Origin of the sequence: Pseudomonas putida (genome assembly GCF_025905425.1) — a bacterium.
GTDB lineage: Bacteria > Pseudomonadota > Gammaproteobacteria > Pseudomonadales > Pseudomonadaceae > Aquipseudomonas > Aquipseudomonas putida_AF.
Map to the genome: position 1 here is coordinate 1,122,993 of NZ_CP109603.1, position 18,094 is coordinate 1,141,086.

15 protein-coding genes and 1 pseudogene are annotated in these 18,094 nt (G+C 60.9%); 7 read left to right on the forward strand and 9 right to left on the reverse strand.

All coding sequences use genetic code 11. The features are described from left to right. Positions 1-45 precede the first annotated feature (45 nt). The 5 genes from OGV19_RS05095 to OGV19_RS05115 form a co-directional block, all read right to left on the reverse strand. Positions 46-2,448 carry an efflux RND transporter permease subunit gene (locus tag OGV19_RS05095; protein WP_264312412.1) on the reverse strand — a complete coding sequence of 801 codons (2,403 nt, stop codon included), beginning with the start codon at positions 2,446-2,448 and terminating at the stop codon, positions 46-48. After that, positions 2,438-3,550 carry a YCF48-related protein gene (locus OGV19_RS05100; RefSeq protein WP_264312413.1) on the reverse strand — a complete coding sequence of 371 codons (1,113 nt, stop codon included), beginning with the start codon at positions 3,548-3,550 and terminating at the stop codon, positions 2,438-2,440. The genes OGV19_RS05095 and OGV19_RS05100 overlap by 11 nt, the downstream gene beginning before the upstream one ends. A gap of 65 nt (positions 3,551-3,615) precedes the next feature. Further along, entirely contained in the window at positions 3,616-4,968 is a 1,353-nt protein-coding gene (locus OGV19_RS05105) for a DUF1329 domain-containing protein (RefSeq protein ID WP_264312414.1), read from the reverse strand. Between the two features lie 26 nt (positions 4,969-4,994). Continuing rightward, positions 4,995-6,590, reverse strand: a complete 1,596-nt coding sequence (locus OGV19_RS05110; RefSeq protein ID WP_413470126.1) for a DUF1302 domain-containing protein — start codon at positions 6,588-6,590, stop codon at positions 4,995-4,997. Between the two features lie 166 nt (positions 6,591-6,756). Continuing rightward, a complete protein-coding gene (locus tag OGV19_RS05115; RefSeq protein WP_264312416.1) occupies positions 6,757-7,176 on the reverse strand; it encodes a GlcG/HbpS family heme-binding protein in 420 nt (139 codons plus the stop codon). Between the two features lie 1,079 nt (positions 7,177-8,255). Between OGV19_RS05115 and OGV19_RS27705 the strand changes: the two are divergent. From OGV19_RS27705 to OGV19_RS05125, 3 genes and pseudogenes are all read left to right on the forward strand, one after another. Further along, positions 8,256-8,441 (forward strand): annotated as a pseudogene (locus tag OGV19_RS27705) (HAMP domain-containing protein); the annotation flags it as partial. Then, positions 8,436-9,314, forward strand: coding sequence for a methyl-accepting chemotaxis protein (locus tag OGV19_RS27710; protein ID WP_413470127.1), 879 nt, complete (start codon positions 8,436-8,438; stop codon positions 9,312-9,314). The pseudogene OGV19_RS27705 and the gene OGV19_RS27710, both read left to right, overlap by 6 nt. Before the next feature lie 64 nt (positions 9,315-9,378). After that, entirely contained in the window at positions 9,379-10,065 is a 687-nt protein-coding gene (locus OGV19_RS05125; RefSeq protein WP_264312418.1) for a GntR family transcriptional regulator, read from the forward strand. Between the two features lie 58 nt (positions 10,066-10,123). Here the strand turns inward: OGV19_RS05125 and OGV19_RS05130 are convergent, their stop codons facing one another. Genes OGV19_RS05130 through OGV19_RS05145 form a run of 4 tightly spaced genes read right to left on the reverse strand, consistent with a single transcriptional unit; the run spans position 10,124 to position 14,647 of the window. Beyond that, on the reverse strand, positions 10,124-11,686 hold the full coding sequence (locus OGV19_RS05130) for a bifunctional 3-(3-hydroxy-phenyl)propionate/3-hydroxycinnamic acid hydroxylase (protein WP_264312419.1): 1,563 nt from the start codon (positions 11,684-11,686) through the stop codon (positions 10,124-10,126). A gap of 29 nt (positions 11,687-11,715) precedes the next feature. Beyond that, positions 11,716-13,146, reverse strand: coding sequence for an aldehyde dehydrogenase family protein (locus OGV19_RS05135; RefSeq protein WP_264312420.1), 1,431 nt, complete (start codon positions 13,144-13,146; stop codon positions 11,716-11,718). Positions 13,147-13,202: 56 nt separating this feature from the next. Then, a complete protein-coding gene (locus OGV19_RS05140; protein ID WP_264312421.1) occupies positions 13,203-13,760 on the reverse strand; it encodes a VOC family protein in 558 nt (185 codons plus the stop codon). A gap of 35 nt (positions 13,761-13,795) precedes the next feature. Further along, on the reverse strand, positions 13,796-14,647 hold the full coding sequence (locus OGV19_RS05145; protein WP_264312422.1) for a fumarylacetoacetate hydrolase family protein: 852 nt from the start codon (positions 14,645-14,647) through the stop codon (positions 13,796-13,798). Positions 14,648-14,766: 119 nt separating this feature from the next. On the opposite strand from OGV19_RS05145, the gene OGV19_RS05150 reads away from it, so the two are divergent. The 4 genes from OGV19_RS05150 (at position 14,767) to OGV19_RS05165 (ending at position 17,692) form a co-directional block, all read left to right on the forward strand. Beyond that, entirely contained in the window at positions 14,767-15,348 is a 582-nt protein-coding gene (locus tag OGV19_RS05150) for an amino acid synthesis family protein (RefSeq protein ID WP_264312423.1), read from the forward strand. Between the two features lie 68 nt (positions 15,349-15,416). Then, positions 15,417-16,532: an alcohol dehydrogenase catalytic domain-containing protein gene (locus OGV19_RS05155; protein WP_264312424.1), complete on the forward strand. Its 1,116-nt coding sequence runs from the start codon at positions 15,417-15,419 to the stop codon at positions 16,530-16,532. Positions 16,533-16,589: 57 nt separating this feature from the next. Continuing rightward, on the forward strand, positions 16,590-17,129 hold the full coding sequence (locus OGV19_RS05160) for a cupin domain-containing protein (protein WP_264312425.1): 540 nt from the start codon (positions 16,590-16,592) through the stop codon (positions 17,127-17,129). Further along, complete coding sequence (locus OGV19_RS05165) at positions 17,126-17,692, forward strand: NADPH-dependent FMN reductase (RefSeq protein WP_264312426.1); 567 nt, start codon at positions 17,126-17,128, stop codon at positions 17,690-17,692. The genes OGV19_RS05160 and OGV19_RS05165 overlap by 4 nt, the downstream gene beginning before the upstream one ends. Positions 17,693-18,094 lie beyond the last annotated feature (402 nt).

Below are 18,094 nucleotides of genomic sequence, written 5' to 3' on the forward strand. Positions count from 1 at the left end.
AGTGCGGCGCCCAGAGGGCGCCTTAGGTGTGAACGTGTCGAGCTCTCACGTCGATACAGGCTGCAGGGTGGGTTTGAAGAAAACCCGCGCCAGTGCCGGAGTTAGAATGAGTGCGCCGAGCATGTTCCACACGAACATAAAGGCCAGCAGGATGCCCATGTCCGCCTGGAACTTGATCGGTGACAGCACCCAGGTCGCCACCGCCACCCCTAGCGCCACGCCGGTCAGCACCACCACCTTGCCAGTGGACAACAGAGCGGCATAGTAGGCGTTGGAGAGGTTGTCACCCTTGCGCAGATTGGCCAGGGTGATACTCAGCACGTACAAGGAATAATCCACGCCGATGCCCACTCCCAAGGCAATGACTGGCAGCGTGGCAACCTTGAGTCCGATGTTCAGGCCCACCATCAGCGCCTCGCACAATACCGAGGTGAGCATCAGTGGCAGCACTGTGCACACTACGGCGCGCCAGGAGCGGAAGGTGATGAAACACAGTACGATCACTGCGGCATAGACCATCAGAAGCATTTGCAGGTTGGCGCGCTTGACCACGATATTGGTCGCGGCCTCGATGCCAGCATTGCCGGCCGCCGACATGAACTGAAGCTGCGGGGTGTTGTATTGCGCGGCAAACTGGTCGACGGTCTGTGCCACCCGCGTCAGCGTGTCGGCCTTGTGGTCACTGAGAAAAACATTGACGGTCAGCAGGTCGCAGTTCTGGTTGAACAGTTCGCGCGGGGCACGGGTGATGATCGCGTTCAACAGCCCCTGGTTCTTGGGAATCTCGTACCAGCGCAGGCTACCCTCGTTCATACCGGCGGCCGCCTGTTTGCTCAATGCCGCGAGAGAGGTGGTGGATACTACTCCGGGCAACTGCAGCAAGCGTGCCTCCAATGCGTCCACGCTGACCAAGGTGTCGTAGTTGGCGCAATAGAACGGTGGCGTTTTAACCATGACCACGTACTTGTCGCTGCTGGCGGCGTAGTTGCCGACCATGAAGGCATTGTCGCGGTTGTAGCGTGAGTCGGCGCGCAACTCCGGTGCACCCGGGCTGAGGTCGCCCACCTTGACGTGCAGGCTGATAGCAAAACCCGCCGCGCCCAGCAACGCGGCGATCCCGATGGCCCAGCGCGCCCACTTCAACTCGGTGAAGCGGTCCAGGAACGACCACAGCGGGTGGCGGCGGTGCTGCTTGTCGCTCAGGGCCAGTTGCTCGGCTTCGGCCTCGCGCTTGGCGGCGGCTTGGCTCACACCAGTGAACGACAGCAGGATCGGCAGTAGCACCAGGTTAGTCAGGATCAGCACCATGACGCCTATCGTGGCGGTCACGGCCAAGTCCTGGATAACCGGAATATTGATGATCATCAGTACCGCGAAACCGACGGCATCGGCCATCAGCGCCATCAGGCCGGTAAGGAACAGGCGGCGGAAGGTGAAGCGGGCGGCGACCAGCTTGTCGGCGCCGCGGCCGATGTCCTGCATGATGCCGTTCATCTTCTGCGCACCATGGCTCAGGCCGATGGCGAACACCAGGAAGGGCACCAGGATCGAATACGGGTCCAGTGCATAGCCCAAAGTCGGCAGTAGCCCCAGGAGCCAGACCACCGCGATCACCGAGCAGGACAGTACCAGCAGGGTGCTGCGCAGGCAGCGGGTGTACCAGAACAGCACCAGGGCGCAAATCACCAGGGTGGCGGCGAAGAACACTTGCATCAGCAACAGGCCGTCCATCAGGTCACCCACGACCTTGGCGAAGCCGGTGATGACGATCTGATACTTGTCGCCTTCGTATTGCTGACGCAACTGTTCCAGGCGTTGTGACAGCGCATGGTAATCCAGTGGCGTGGCACCTTCGCCGCTGGTGTCCTGCAAGGGCAGCAGAATCACACTGGAGCGCATGTTGGCTGCGACCAGCCGCCCGATCTCGCCAGAGCGCTCGACGTTCTGGCGCACCTCTTCGATGCTTGCACCGGAGCCGTCGTAGTCGTCGGGAATGACAGGGCCACCGTCGAAACCTTCTTCGGTGACGCCTATCCAGCGGGTGGCAGGGGTCCACAGCGACTTCATGTAGGGACGGTCGACCCCTTCGAGCAGGAACAATTCGTCGTTGAGACGCCTGAGGGTATCCAGGTAGTCGGCATCGTAGATGGTTCCATTCTTGCTGCTCAGTGCGATGCGCAGGGTATTGCCACCTTCGCCGAGCTGGCCGCGGTATTTGAAGTAGTTCTCGATGTACGGATGCCCAACCGGAATCATCTTCTCGAAGGCCGCGCTCAGGCGCAGGCCGGTCGCCTGCCAGGCCAGCAGAGCGCTGGCCAGGAGGCACAATGCGACAACCAGGCCGCGGTGATTGAACAGCAAGCGCTCGACCAGGCTGCCGGACTGCTTGTCGAAGGTCTTGAGGTCGATAAGAGCGTCGTTGTGCGGCGCGGTCACTTTACTGTTCACGGGCACTGCTCCGTTGTCCATCTTGCAGGGAGAAAGGGGTAAGCCCGCGCACGCCACTCAACATGAAGCGGCCATCTGCGGTTTCGCTTAGGCTGGTGAGTGAGCTGGCGTTGGTACCGCTAGCGCGGAAATGCCGACCCTGGTCCTGACTGCTGAGCACGCGGCCAGTCTCATCGACAAGCAGCAATGTTCCATCGCTTCCTCGCGTGCCTGCGGTGAGTGTGATCGGCTGGTCGTTCTTGACAGTCTTCCAACTGTCGCCGCGATCGTCGGAGCGCAGAATCTTGCCGCGCAGACCAAACACCAGAAGTGAGTTGTCCTCACTGGCGAGCAGGCCAAACAGTGTGCCGGAAGTGGGGATTTGCACCGCGTTGAAGTGCTCGCCCTGGTCGGTTGAGCGCAACAGCAGGCCTTGCTCTGCGGCAATGAACAGCGTGCCGTCGAGGTCGAGGATGTCGTAGAGGTGCAGGGCCGATGGGTTGTCGAGCTGCTGGCTGACCGAGCGCCAGTGCCTGCCCCCGTCATTGGTGGCCAATGCCAGCCCGTAGGCGCCGACTGCCAGGCCGCGCTGGGCATCGAAGAAGTGCACGGCCAGCAAGGGCTTATCAGGCCCGTCGTCGACGAGCTGGCGCGCGTCTTCGAGGCGTTGCTGGTGCTCGGTGTCGTGGTGTTCAGCGTATGCCGCGGTTGCTGCATCCAGCGCCAGTTGCGCGGCCTGGCTGCCGTCGAGTTGCGTGGTCCAGCTGCGACCGGCATCGTCGCTGTGTAGGATGATTCCAGCATGGCCTACCGCCCAGCCTTGCGACGGCGTAGGGAAGGTCACCTGGGTCAGGGTGACGCTGACCGGCGAAGGTACTTGTTGCCAGTTTTGGCCATTGTCCTGTGAGCGCAGGATGAAACCGCGCTCTCCAACGGCCACCAGGTCGTTGCCGGCGCGGGTGACATCCAGCATCAGCGAGCGGGCGGCCAGTTCGCTGTGCAGCGCCGGGCGTTGGTACAGCGGGGCGTCCAGCGCTGCCGCAGTGGCGGGGAGGGTGCCCAGCATGGAGGCCGCCAGGGGCAAGCGCAGGCATAGCGCATGGAGCGTTTTTGTTATAGCCATCTGAACCTCGACAATCGACGGTAGAGGCGGGCCGGGGCCCGCCTCGGTTAACGCGGGGGCCAGGCTCAGCGCACGGAGCCTGCGGCCACGGCATTGCCGGTGAAGAAGTTCTCAGGCTTGCGCGCGATGACCTGGTAGGTCTCGCCGTTAAGTCCCTGAACCATGCTGTAGGTTTTCGCTTGCAGGTTGTAGATGACCACTGGCTTGACCACCACCGCTGGGATCGCCGGGACCACAAACGGCAGTGCCTGGGTGACGCGCCAGAGCTTGCCCTGGGCGTCATAGCCATCGACCAGCGACACCGTCCAACTATCTTCGTCGATGTAGAAGCGCCGCTTGGGCACTGCATGGCGCTTGCCCGGCGCCACCGTTGCTTCAACTTCCCAGACCCGGTGCAGCTCCCAGCGCATCTTGTCCGAATTGAGGGTCTTCTCGGTGTAAACCTCGTCCGGCTTGGCTGCGTGGAAAGCGTTGAGGTTGTAGGGGATGTACATTTCTTTCTTGCCGATCAGCTTCCACTGGTAGCGGTCGGGATGGCCGATGAAACCATGCACTTCATCGAAGTAGTTGGCCCCGGAGGCGACGAAGTCTGGGGTGTCATAGCCCACAGTCGGCGCGCGCCGTACCCGCCGTTGTCCTACCAAGTACTGCCAGGCCTCGCGCGGGCTGGCGGCGTCGATGCTGTCATGGGTGACCAGTGACTCGCCGGCCTTGAACGGCGGTTCGGTGGTGAGGAAACGCAGCAGTACGTATTGCCCGGGCCAGCTCTGTGCATTGCCGTCCTTGTAGTAGTACGGGTACTGCCAGTTCTCCACCCCGCGGCTGGCCAGGGTACGGCTGCCATCGGCATTGCCGATCATGTTGCGGTAGCCGTGCTGGATCGACTCGGCCTCGGTGCGCAGCAGGAAGTTCCAGATCACCTCGTTGCCGTTGGCCGGGATTGGGAAGGGGACGCCGCCATAGCAACCTTTAACCGATAAGCCATTCTCGATCAGTTGACAGTCGGTGGCGTTCTTTAGGGTATTGGCGTAGGTCCAAGCAGGCGCGGCCGCCGTGCGATGAGTCGGGTAGACATCGACCCGGAAGGTATCGGGGTACTGCTGCAGAAGGGCACGGGTACCTTCGCTGAGCTTGTCGGCGTATTGCGCGGCATTTTGGGCGGTAATCTGCAGCACGGGCTTCTCGCCCGGGAATGGGTCGGCCGGCACGTCACCGAATTTGGCGCCAGGCACGTCCTTGGTCAGGCCACCGGTCCAGGCTGGGATACTGCCGTCGGCGTTGCCGGCTTTCTGCGCGCCCATTGGGGTCAGTGTGGTCTTGAGAGTGTTGGCCTGATCAGCGCTGACGGCCGCGATGGCATGACCGCAGGCCAGGCTGAGTACAGTCAGTAGGGACAAGAGGGGGGCATGCTGTTTCATGGTAAGTCTCCGGTACAAGGCGGCTATCAGAACGTACGCTGGATCGAGAAGGCGACGAAGTCTCGGTCCTTGAGGGTCTGCTTGAAGGTGTAGGCATTGTTCTGGTCGATGATCGGGCCGCCATCACCGAAGAAATTGGTGTAGCTGAGCGAGGCGTACCAGGTCTTCTGGTAGTCGGCTTTCAGCGCCAGGGTGATGTCGCCGCCATGTTCAGGTGCGAATGCCTGCGGGGTGACCGAAGAGCGGCCATAGGGCGTGTAACCGACGGTGATCGGCAGTTGCACATCCACCCCCGGAAGCACCTGGAAGTACTGCGGTTCGAAGGTGAAGCGCAGCGAATAGGCATCGCGGGTGGTGTTGGGGTCGAGTTGGTCGGCGTTTTTCTTGATGCTCAAGCGGCGATTGAACGCCAGCTCACCGGCCAGGGAGGCGCCATCCCACAGCGCGTTGCCGCCGAAGACGTTGATCATCGACACCTGCGCGTGCAGCGAGTTGCCCACCGGATAGGCCGCATGGCTGTCGTTGTCGGCGCCCATGCCGGCAATTACCACGCCGCCAGTGGGGGCGAGCGGGGTATCGACCCGCATCGACACTTCACCGGCCACGTTGGCCTCGCCCACCAGGGTGCTGAAGCTTGCGCCGAACACTTTCACGTCTTCGGCGTAGACGTTGACGTAGCTGTCGTCGTTGCCCGGTATCAGTGCGGCAGGGCGGAAGTAGAAGATCGGGGTCTTCTCGTGGTACTTGGCCGCATACAGGCCAAATTCCCAGTCGTCGAGGCTGAACTTGAACTGTGCGCCGAACTGCCCCGAGTCCTTGGCGTTGATGCTGGCCCCGCGGGTTAGGCGGCCGGTGGGGAAGTACACGCTCTCGGCACCGTCGCCGACGAAGTCACCGGCACTGAAGTAGCTACCCGAGCCCGGCAGGCGAGTCTTGTTCCACTCGAACTGGTAGTAGGCGCCAACACTGATGGTATCGGTGAGTTGCCAGTTGCCCGAGACCTGTTTTGTCGGCAGCAGAATTTCCTTGAATTGCGAGCCAGGCACCGACTGCAGTTTGACCAGGTCGACCGTGGACTGTGCATTGGCAATGCCGTTAGCGCCGAAGAACAGGCTCTCGCCATAGATCTGGGTGAACTGGCCCAATCGTCCCGAGAGGCGTGTGTTGCCGATATCGCGGGCGCCGTACACGAATGCATCGAGTAATTCGCCTTTGCGCCCGTGCAGCTTGCGGGTGTCATCGGTGAAGTGGTCGTTACGCACCGACAGCGCGTTCGCCGTGGCGGCGGAGTCGTTGTCATTGCTGTCGTTGTACACCGAGTCGTACCAGGCCGCGCCGCTCAGACGAGCGCCCACGTCCTTGTAACGAATGTCCAGTTCCGATAGCAAATCGATGCGGTTGGAGATGAGGCCGCTGCTGAAGTTGCGGTCACCATCGTCGACGTTGGGATTGGGCACTGACGTTCCTGGCCCGGCCGCGACATTGTCGTCACGACCGTTGAGCCGGAAGGCATTGCTGTACTTGAGGGTGTTGTCCCAACGGGTGGTGAGTTCGGGAATACCTGTCTCGAACTGGAACGCCGAGGCGTTGAACGAACTGCACAAGGCCAGGGCGGCGCCCATGGAACCGGTCAAACGGTTGAGGCGCACCGGGCGGCCGGGGCGGCAATGCGGCATTTTCATGGAAACCTCTTCTGCTTTTTATTGTTGTTGGCGCGAATCGATTTACGGCAGTGGCGGCGCTAGGCAGCAGTGATCAGGTGATACTCCTGAGGGCAAGTGAGGGGGGTTAAACGGTTCCAGGCGCTGTCGCCAGGCTGGCGATGCCGGCATTGGCGATCTGGGCATCGAACTCGGCTTTCACACCGCTGGCGGCGATCGCGCCTACCACATCGCCCTCAATGACCACCGGCACCCCGCCGGCCATCGCGACGATGCCGAGCAGGGTGTTCACGCCCAGATGGCCGGCGTTGATCATTTCGGCGAAGAAGCGTGTAGGGCGGCGAGTCAGGGCTGAGCAGCGGGCCTTGTCTATTGCGAGCTGCGTCGAAGAGGCTGAAGCGCCTTGCAGACGTCGGAAGGCGAGCAGGTGCCCACCGTCATCCACCACGGCGATCGACACCGCCCAGTCATTGCGTTGTGCTTCCTGCTCGGCAGCGTCCAGCAGCGTTTCCGCTTGATGGCGATCCAGTACGGCTTTGACGGGCATGAGCGTCACTCCTGGAGACTGGCGGGGCGAACAAGGATTGAATTTTTGTTTTGTGCGTGATTCATTTCATTATGCCTCAAAAATCACTTTGTGCACAAAAACTAAATCTGTACTTTTTTAAAGTCAAGAAAAAAGCACGCCCCTGCCGATGCCCACGATGCGCGGCATCCGTACCATCTGCCGAGAACCCCCCAATGCGAGCGACTCAACCCTCCACTCCACGTCGTCCTCTTTCCATCAACGCCCTGCTGGTCACGGGATTCAGCCTGCTCTGCGGCCTCACCGTTGTCCTAGCCGGCACGGCGACTTTGACCTTGCGCACGGTATTGGAGGGCGAGGCGCGCTTGATCGGCGTGAGTGATTTGCACGTCGCTGTGCTGCTAACCCGAGTTGCGGAAAAGACCTATCGCACTAACCCCGACAGTACGGCCACGGCCAACGTGGAGCAGGGAATGCAGGATGTGACCCAGGCTTTGTCGCGTGATTTGGTGGATGACGCTGATGTGCTTCAGCCAAGCCGGGACTACACCTCGCAGTTCCGTGCCTTCAGCATCGCTCGGCAACGTGCGGCCGCCGCCCAGGGGGTGATGGCGACACGTGCCGAAGACGCACGGGTCGGCTTCGAAGCGGTGCAGCAAGACTTGCTGGAGGCGCTGGGGCAGGAATTGGCGGGCGGCCAGGCCAGCCTGGAATTGGTCAACATGGCTGATAGCGCGATGGCGTTGATGCGCAAATTGATGGCCGTGCGTGGGAGCGAATGGGCCTATGTCGCCGCCCCGGGAGAGGCACGCCATGACCAGTGGAAATTGCAGATGAACGACCTGCAATCGTCCACTCAGGCTGTGGCGGCTGGTGCTGGCGGTGTGCAGAAGGAAACCCTCGAGGCAGCGTTGGTGTCGCTTTCGGACTATCGTCAGGCATTCGACGAGTTCCGCTTGCTGGCCGAGCAAAGCCGTCTCGGTGAACAGCGCATGGATGATATTGCTGGGCAGATGCTGAGTGCGTTCGAGGCCCGGCAGACGCATTTGGTGGCGGGGCAGCATCAATTGCAGCGGGAAGCGTACGTTGGCCTAGCCGCGATGACGGTGTTGGCGTTGCTGTTGGGCGCGGGCGCGGCAGTGCTGATCCGCCGAAGCATCGTTGCGCCGCTGCGCTACACCGCTGCGGTGGCTACCGATGTCGCCGCCGGCACCCTGGGGCGAAGCGTCGATGTACGCCGAGGGGACGAGCTTGGGCAGGTGCTACAGGCCATGCAGGATATGTCGCGTAGCCTGCATGGCATCCTCTCGCGCATTGATGCTGGTAGTCAGCAATTGAGCCAGGCCAGCGACTGCTTGCTGCAGGTGAGTGAACAGGCTAGCCAGTCGGCCCGCGTGCAGTCGCTTGAGGCCGGGGGGACAGCAGAGGCGATGCAACAGGTGAATGCCAGCCTAGAGCGGGTTGTCCTGCACACCCAAAGCACCTTGCAGTCGGCGCAGGCGGCCCGCAGCGGCTACGAAGCCGGGGAGCGGGATGTCCAAGCGGTCGCCGTCCAAACCCGACAACTGACGGTGAAGATGGACAGTGCGACCCAGGCCATGCAGCGTCTGGAAGCCGAAAGCCTGCGTATTGGTACGGTACTCGAAGTGATCCATACCCTGGCCGCACAGACCAACCTGCTGGCGCTGAATGCAGCCATCGAAGCGGCGCGGGCGGGAGAGCAAGGGCGTGGCTTCTCGGTGGTGGCTGACGAAGTGCGACACCTGGCCAACCGTACCCAGGAGGCGGCTGCGCAAATCGGTACGCTGACCGAGTCTTTGCAATGCCAGACGCAGGATGCGGTCATCGGAATCGCGGATGCCCGAGACCAGGCCGTGTTCGCTCAGCAGTTGTCGGCAGATGCCAGTGCTGCACTGGCACAGGTTGCGCAGCAGCTGGCGATCATGCACGGGCTAAACCAGCAGATCGCTGCTGCGACCGAGGAGCAATGCCAAATTGCCCAAGTGGTTGGCAGGAGCATGCTGAATGTGCGCGAAACGGCGCAACAGAATGAAATCAGCAACGACCAGATGGCTGCCGCCAGCCGTGACATGCAACGCCTCGGCGAAGAGATACGCAGTATTCTCGGGTACTTCAGGCTCGATCAGCGGACAGACTGAAATTGCACAAAGATATTTTTGCGCATAAAATCCTGAATAGTGCAACATTCATTGGACCTTACACATGCTTAGCAATCACAGCGGATCATTGATCGAGATCGCACTCCAGCAGATGAAAAAGTCGATCATCTGTTGCGAACTGGCACCTGGGGAAAAACTCAAGGTGGCCGAGCTGTCCAAGGCCTATGGCCTGAGCAGCTCACCGATTCGTGAGGCGCTCAACCGTCTGGCCCAGGAGGGCATCGTCGATGCCAACGAGAACAAAGGTTTTCGGGTCGCTGAATTGACGGTCAAGGATTTCGAGGAAATCACTCACTTGCGCAGCCTGCTGGAGCGCGAGGCGTTGGCTGACGCCATCGCTCACGGCGACGATGCCTGGGAGGCTGATGTGCTGGGGGCTTATCATCGCCTGTGCCTGGTCGAGAAGAAGTTGGGCAGCCTGCCAGTGGCGCTGAATGACGATTGGTCCGAGCGGCACAAGGCGTTTCACTTTGCCTTGTTCTCTGCGTGCCGGTCCTCGTTATTGTTGCGCACCATCGACTCGCTGTTCGATCGTGCCGAGCGTTATCGTCGTTTCTCGGCCCAGCGTCGCACCGTCGAGCGTCACAAGAACGACGAGCATAAGCAGTTGATGGACGCGGTGTTGGCCCGTGAAAGTGAAAAGGCGCTCAATCTGTTGGGGCGTCATATCGGTGAGACCCTGGCGCGGGTTACCGATGCAGTGCTGGGGCAGCACTCCACGCTGCAGTGACAAGCTGTCAGCCAGAGGGGGCTCCGTGCAGGTCGTGGCTGCGCGGGGCCCCCTTGCTTCAGGCGTCTAACGCTGCGCGCAGGCGTTGCACCAGTGCCAGGGCCTGCTCGGTATCGACCGCTGTGCCGTAGACGTAATGGTCTGGTCGTACCAGAACTACGCTGCAGTCGCGCTCGCGCATCCATGTACCCAGTACATCGTCCTGTTCGTTGTAGTGATGGCTGGGGACATCGTTGGTGGCGGGTGCTTGCGAAAGTTGGATGACGCTCACTGGCAGCGGAGCACACGCTTGCTGAAGCGAGTCGAGCAGGTCCGAATCGATCGGTTCGGCGCCAAGCACTAGACGCAGTGTCTGTCCGGTGAATCGGTCGAGCAGGTCCGTTTCTCCGTTTGCATTGCGCACCCTTGGCTGCGGGAACAGTTCGCCTGCGCCTACCGAGGTATCGATAAGGCCGCCACTTAAGCCTGGAATCAGCGATTGCCGCGTCACGGTCCCGTTCGGGCGCAGGCGCAATTGCTCTTCCAGGCGTTGATCGCGCTCGGCGGCACGTTGGGCATCCCGCTCGCAGATAGTCTGACCGAACGTCTTGGCCACCTCCGTCGTGCGTCTTACATGGGGCGCGCGTTCGACCTCATAACTGTCGAGAATGGACGGCGACGCCAGTTGGCGCTGGACCAAGGCAAGTTTCCAGATCAGGTTCATGGCGTCGCGAATGCCTTGGCACATGCCTTGGGCGAGGAAAGGCGGGGTCATGTGCGCCGCATCACCGAGGAAGAATGTTTGCGCGTATCGCCAGCGCTGGAGGATCAGGGCGTGGAAGCGGTAGCTCGAAGCGCGCCAGATGTCGTAGTCACCCGCCGGTAGCCAGCGCGAGATCAGCCGCTGGATCGACTCCGGTCTGGCGATCTCGGCTGGGGATTCGTCCGGGTTGATCATGAACTCCCAGCGGCGGTGCCGCCCGGGTCCGACCACGAAGGTGCAGGGGCGCTCGACTTCGCAATACTGAATATTGGTTTCGGGTAAGTCGGCGCCGGCACCATCCTTGAGTGTCACATCCACTACCAGCCAGGGCTCGTCGAAAGCCAGGTCATCCATTGGCAGTTCCAGTCGGGTACGGATGGGGCTGGTACCGCCATCGCAGGCCAGTATGTATTGCGCGCTGCAAAGGCGCTCGCGACCGTCCCGATCACGGAGGCGCACCTGGCTTGGTGAGCCATGCTCGATCTCGAGCACTTCACAACCTAGTTGTACCTCGACGCTGTTGAAGTCTTCGATACGTGCGCGCAGAGCTCGCTCCACTGGCGGCTGGGAGAACACGTAGTTGGGCGACCAGCCCAGCAGGTAGGGTGGCTTGGCTGCGTCGATGCGCTTGATCAGGCGCGCGCCGCTGCTTAGGTAGTGCGAGGCGCGGTATGGCATGACATGGCTGGCAATCCTGTCGGCCAGGCCGATGTTGTCGAAGGCGCGCATGACCTCGTGGTCCAGACCCATAGCCCGGGGGTTCTCGTAGATACCTTCAGCCTTGTCCAAAGCGAGGGTCTTCAACCCCCAGAGGCCGGCCAGGTTGGCCGCCGTAGCGCCTACCGGGCCCATGCCGACGATGATCAGATCGTAAACCATTGTGTGTTCCACCTTTATTGTTGTGGGTTTCAGGCCTGGGTGTAGGCTGTCTTGACCGTGGTGAAGAACTCGGCGGCGTAGCTACCTTGCTCGCGCGGGCCATGGCTGGAGCCTTTGCAGCCGCCGAAGGGCACGTGATAGTCGACGCCAGCTGTTGGCGTGTTGACCATGACCATGCCGCTTTGCATGTGTTGCTTGAAGTGGCTGGCGTGCTTGAGCGAGGTGGTGCAGATACCCGCCGACAGGCCGAACGGGCTGTCGTTGGCCAGAGCCAGTGCGTGCTCGTAGTTGTCGGCGGGGATGACGCAGGCCACCGGACCAAAGATTTCCTCGCGGGCGATGCGCATCTCGGCGCTGGCGTCGACGAACAGGGCAGGGCTCATGAAGTGACCGGCGGTGTCGCGTTGCAGCCGCTCCCCGCCATATATCAAGCGCGCCCCTTCCTGGCAGCCAGTCGCCACGTAATCGAGGTTTTGTTCCAGTTGCGCAGCCTCGGCCACCGGGCCTATCTGACTGTCCGCGTGCAGGGCATGGCCGATTCGCAGATGATTCAAACGCTCGACCAGCGCTGCAGTGAATGCGGGGTAGATGGCTTTTTCGACGATCAACCGCGACGACGCCGTGCAGCGCTGGCCGGTGGAGTAATACGCACCTTGAATAGCGCACTGCACTGCCTGATCCAGATCGGCATCGGCCATGACCAGCAGTGGGTTCTTGCCACCCATTTCCAGTTGCAACTTGGCGAAACGAGCGCCGGCGGTCTGCATCAGCAGACGACCGGTGTCCACCGAGCCGGTAAAGCTGATGGCATTGACCAGCGGGTTCTCCAGCAGAGCCTGGCCGACTACGCTGCCACGCCCCATCAGCAGGTTGAAGCTGCCGTCGGGAAGACCGGCGCGGCTGATGATTTCACCGAGTGCCCAGGCACTACCCGGTACCAGATCAGCGGGCTTGAACAGAACGCTGTTGCCGTACGCCAGGGCCGGAGCGATCTTCCAGGCGGGGATCGCCATGGGAAAGTTCCACGGCGTGATGATGCCTACGACGCCCACCGGCTGGCGGCGTATGTCCACTTCGATGCCGGGGCGTGTGGACGCCAGGTGTTCACCGCGGATGCGTAACGCCTCCCCGGCGAAGTACTTGAAGATCTGCCCGGCGCGCGTCACTTCCGCGATGCCCTCTGAGCGCACCTTGCCTTCTTCGCGAGACAGCAGATGGCCGAGTTCTTCGCGTCGTGCGAGCAATTCGCTGCCGATGAAATCCAGTGCATCGGCGCGTTGCTGTGGTGTGCATGCGGCCCAGCGCGGTTGTGCCTGCTGGGCGGCTGCAATAGCCACCAGTGTGTCGTCACGGCTCGCCTGAGCGTACAGGCCGACCGTGTCGTCGAGGTCTGAGGGGTTAACGTTTTCACGTACCCCGCTACCCGTGTACCACTGTCCTGCAATCAGATTCTTGTGCATGGCGTGACTCTTGACCCATGAGTGAGCGACCTGCCGGAGCAGGTCGCGCCAGGTGACTACCAGCGGGTGCGCTGTTCGGCGATTCGCTCGGCGATCGAGGCCATCCACTGCTCACGGGTAAGGAAGCCTGGGCGCCGCTGGCACATGGCCAAGGTTTGGGTCTTGATCTGGTCGGCATCTTGCTCCAGGTCTAGCGGTTCGCGGCAAGGCTGGCTGGTGTACCAGGGCGCGTCGACATACATCTCGATCGGATTGCCTTCGGGGTCCTTGAAGTACATGGACCAGGCATTGCCGTGGTCGACCTGATCGATTGGCCCGATGCCATTGGCCTTTGCGAACTGGTAGTAACGTTGCAGGTCTTCGAGCGTGTCCAGCAGGAACGACAATTGATTAATCGGGTTGAAGGGCAGATCCACCGGTTTGCCATCGAACAGCACGAGTTGATGGTGCACTTCGGGGTTCTGGGTCATGAAGAACAGGCGGTGGCCGGTAGAGGCGACACCCTTGTCACTGACGATGAAGCCCAGCTTGCTGCAGTAGAACTCGACCATGTTGTCCAGGTCTGCGCAGAAGGTACCGGTATGGGTGAAGTTGATGCGCGGTAAGGTGTTCATTGAAATTCCCCTCTTATTGTAATTGTCGGCGCGTTTCAGGTTTCGTCGGCTACTGGGTTTGACAGAGTACCGATCTGCGAAATGACCACCTCGAACACATCACCTGGGCGTAAGAACACCGGCGGCGTGCGTTTGAAACCGATGCCGCTGGGGGTTCCGGTTGCGAGGATGTCACCCGGGTTCCAGGTCAGAGCCTTGGAGACATAGGCGATCAGGTTGGGGATATCGAACGCCAGTTCGGCGAGTGAACCTTCCTGCATTTGTTCACCGTTGAGAATGCCGTGAACCTGCAGTTGGCGATAGTCGGCAATCTCGTCGGCGGTCACCAGCCACGGGCCAAGGGCGCCGGTGCTGCGGAAGGTTTTGCCCATGCCGTACTGGTGTGTGTGGAACTGCCAGTCGCGCACGCTGGCGTCGTTGAAACAGGTGTAGCCAGCAACATGTTGCATGGCGTCCTCGGGTGCAATGTGTGCGCCCCCTTTTCCGATCACCACCGCCAGCTCCGCCTCGAAGTCGAACTCTTCAGAGACCTTGGGGCGTAACAGCGGCTCGCCGTGGGCCAGCAGTGTCTCGGCAAAGCGCTGGAAGATCACTGGGTGCTCGCCGACCTTGCGACCGGCTTCTGCGGCATGCGCGACATAGTTGATGCCCACGCAAATGATCTTCCCAGGCGCGGGGATCACCGGCTCCAGCTGCACGGCACTTAGCGGATAGTCCGCAACGGCGCTCGCAACATGTTCGCGCGCCTGGGCCAGCAGCTTGTCATCGGCCAGCAGCGTTGCCAGGTCGTGGATACCTCTGAAATGCGCGGTCAGCTCTATGACATGCTCGTCCACCACCGCCCCGAAGTGGGGCTGGTGGTTGTATCGATAGGAGATCAGTTTCATCGGTAGTGCTTCCTTTTTTGTGCATAAAACATAATTTCTTGCACCATACATCAGAAAATGCATACTGTGGAAGTCCGCTCAGCAACTTCTTCCCGGCGGGCCTCTTTCGGAGATCGAGCATGTCGTTGGTGAAAATCCGCAAAATCAAACTGGACGTCGAGGAAGTGCATCACGAGGGTGGGGTGGTAGTCGCCGAGCCGTTGCTGGTGGCTGTGGCCACGGCAGTGGTGGAGAACCCCTTCGCTGGTCGCCATGAAGAGGACCTGCTGGTGTTCATGACCCAGTTGCGTGCGCTGGGCAGCGAACTGTCACAACGCCTGTTGGCAGCTTTGGGCGGTGTCTCGCGTGTGCAGGCTTATGGCAAAGGTGCGATTGTTGGCGAGGATGGCGAGCTCGAGCACGGTGCGCTGTGGCATGAAGCGGGAGGCTGGGCCATGCGCGAGGCGATGGGTAACCCTAAGGCGATTGTGCCATCTGCCAAGAGCGTTGCCGGGTTGGGTTCGCGTTTGATGATCCCTTTGGGGCACATTCAGGCGGCGTACGTACGCAGCCATTTCGGTGTGGCGGAGATGACTATCTGGGACGGGCCGCGGCGCAATGAGATCGCCTACGGCCTGGCGATGGCCACAGGAGGGCGCATCCACGCGCGGATTGGCGGGCTGGCTGCAGCTGATGTGAAGGGCGAGGACGGACTGCGCTGAGACCTTGGCGATACGGTTGGCCCAAAGTTTCAAGACCACTACAAAAACAATACGTGTTGGAGAACAGCATGACTGCAAAAACGATGCGCGCCGCGCGCCTGTACGAGGGCGGCAAACCCATGGTCATCGAGCAACTGCCCGTGCCGCAGATTCGACCTACTGAAGTGCTGGTGAAGGTCAAGGCCTGTGGCATCGTGCCCAACCTGCACAACATCCTGACCAACTGGGTCAAATGGTTCCCTCAGAATCCGCTGCCCAAACTGCCGGCCGTATTTGGCCTCGATCCGGCCGGTGTGGTCGAGGCGGTGGGTGAGCAGGTGTATGACTTCAAGGTGGGCGATAGGGTCTACGTGAACCCCGGGCGCCATTGCGGTTCGTGCCGGGCCTGCCGTGCCGGGAACTCCATCGGCTGTACGGCCTACACCTTCAACGGCTACTTTGGCTTCACCCCGAAAAGTCCGCGCATGTTCGAGGACTATCCTTATGGTGGCTTGTGCGAGTACATCCCGGCGCCTCAATACAGTCTGGTGAAGCTGCCTGATAACCTCAGCTTCGAAACCGCTGCGCGCTTAGGTTACCTCGGTACTGCCTACAAGGCCTTGCAGCGGGCGAACGTCGGCCCGGGCTCCACTGTGCTGATCAACGGTATCAGCGGTACCCTGGGCCTAGGAGCCGTGGCGCTGGCATTGGCCATGGGCGCGCGCAAGATCCTCGGCACCGCCCGCAATCAGGAACTGTTCCAGAAAGTCAAAGACTTGGCTGCGCCAGGTCGTATCGAAATCCATACCCTGGGTACCGTGCCCACCCAACAGTGGGTACACGAAATCACTCAGGGGGAGGGCGTTGACGTGGCCATCGATGCACTGGGCCCTGGTGCTCCGCACGAGAGCTTGTTGCAAGCGTTGAAGTCGGTGCACCGGGGTGGTCACTTGGTCAATATCGGCGCCATCGCCGGCGACGTCCCGATCGACTTGCACTGGATCATGGACAACGACATCCAGATCAGCGGTTCAGCCTGGTTTACCACTGCCCAGGGCCAAGCCATGGCTGACATGGTCGAGTCTGGTGTATTGGATCTGTCGTTCTTCGAACACAGCGTTTTTGCCCTAGAGGACGTGAACGAAGCGATCAGCGGTATCGAGAACCGCAAAGGTGGTTTCGGCAATTTCGTCATTCGCCCCTGATTGTACCGGCGGGGGCGCAGGCCCCCGCCGGGCAGCCGTTTGCCAAGAGGAACCACGATGTACGTACGCAGAATCGTTACCGGCCATGATGCCCAGGGCCGCTCGGTATTCGTCAGTGATGAGCCGGCGCCAAGGGCTAAGGACTTCATCGACATGCCGGGCTATGGCATCACTCAGGTCTGGCGCAACGATACCTCCGGATCACTTGGATGTAGCGAGGATCGAACCCCGGGAAATGCCTCGCTGATACCGCTGCCTGGCGGGTCATCGATGCTGATGATCAGTCTGGCGCCGGATAGCGTGATGGCCTCACCGCTGGACCCGGCTCGCGCGCTCGCGGAAATGTCGGCGGCGATGCCCGGTTTGCTGGAATGCTTCGAGGCACAGGACCCGGCCATGCACAGGACGCCGACGGTTGACTATGTGGTGATACTTGAAGGTGAGCTTTGGCTTGAGCTGGATGACGGCCAGCAACGTCGTGTGGTCGCGGGTGATGTGGTGATTCAGAACGCTACCCGCCATGCCTGGCGTAATACTTCTACTAAGGCTGCAAGGGCCGTCGTGTTCATGCAGGGTATCGAGGCGCGAGTGCTATGAGTACGAAGGTTAATCTATTGGGATTGTCCGGTAGTCTGCGTGCACAGTCGGCCCACACGGCAGTGTTGCGCACGGTGGCTGAATGCTTGCCGGAACTTGTTCGCCTGGAGCTCTTCGGGCTTGGCTCGCTTCCCCCATACAACGAGGACTGCGATGGCGTGCATGCGCCTTTGGAGGTGCTGGCCTTGCGCGAGGCGGTGGCCCGTAGCGATGGTCTGCTGATCGGCTCCCCGGAGTACAACCACGGCATGTCGGGAGTGCTGAAGAATGCCCTCGACTGGCTGTCGCGCCCCCATGGTCAATCGGTGCTGAGCGGTCGCGCTGTCCTTACGTTCACTGCCTCACCTGCGTTTACCGGGGGCGTTCGAGCACATCAACAACTCAATGAAACGTTGTGGGCTATCCCGGCTCGCTTGGTCCAGTACCCGCAGATCGTGATCGGCAGCTCGGGCAGCAAGATCCGCGAAGGTCGATTGGTCGACGAGGCTTCGCTCAGTTTCCTGATGTGCGGTGTGGAGCGCCTGCTAGAGCAGGTACGGGCCACCCAGCGTCTACGTTGTTAGTTCTCGGTCTTTGATTCGGGAGAGCGGTTCAAGACGCGAGTGATCGATTTGCCCATCGGCAAAACGATTTCACAATTGCTACGGCGCTTTGCAAGGGGGCTATTGGCTGCAATAGTTAAACCCCTGTACTTAAACCATTATTTTTCAGCAAGGCCCTGATTTTTCGGGGCTTTTTTGTGCTTTGAGGTTTTTTTCCCCCATTTTTAGTTTGGCTTTCTCTGGCTTTATGCATTATCGGCCAACTGTTCGATGACAGTGAGTTGCCGCTGCATTTGGCTTAGACCGAAGCATTCGCGAACGCCATCAGCTATGGCGGGTAGCGCTATCGGGGAGGCAAGAAGCAGAAAGCAAGGGAAAGCTTCATGGCGAAGTCCAGATCCCGCCGGTTGTCTGGCAATCACC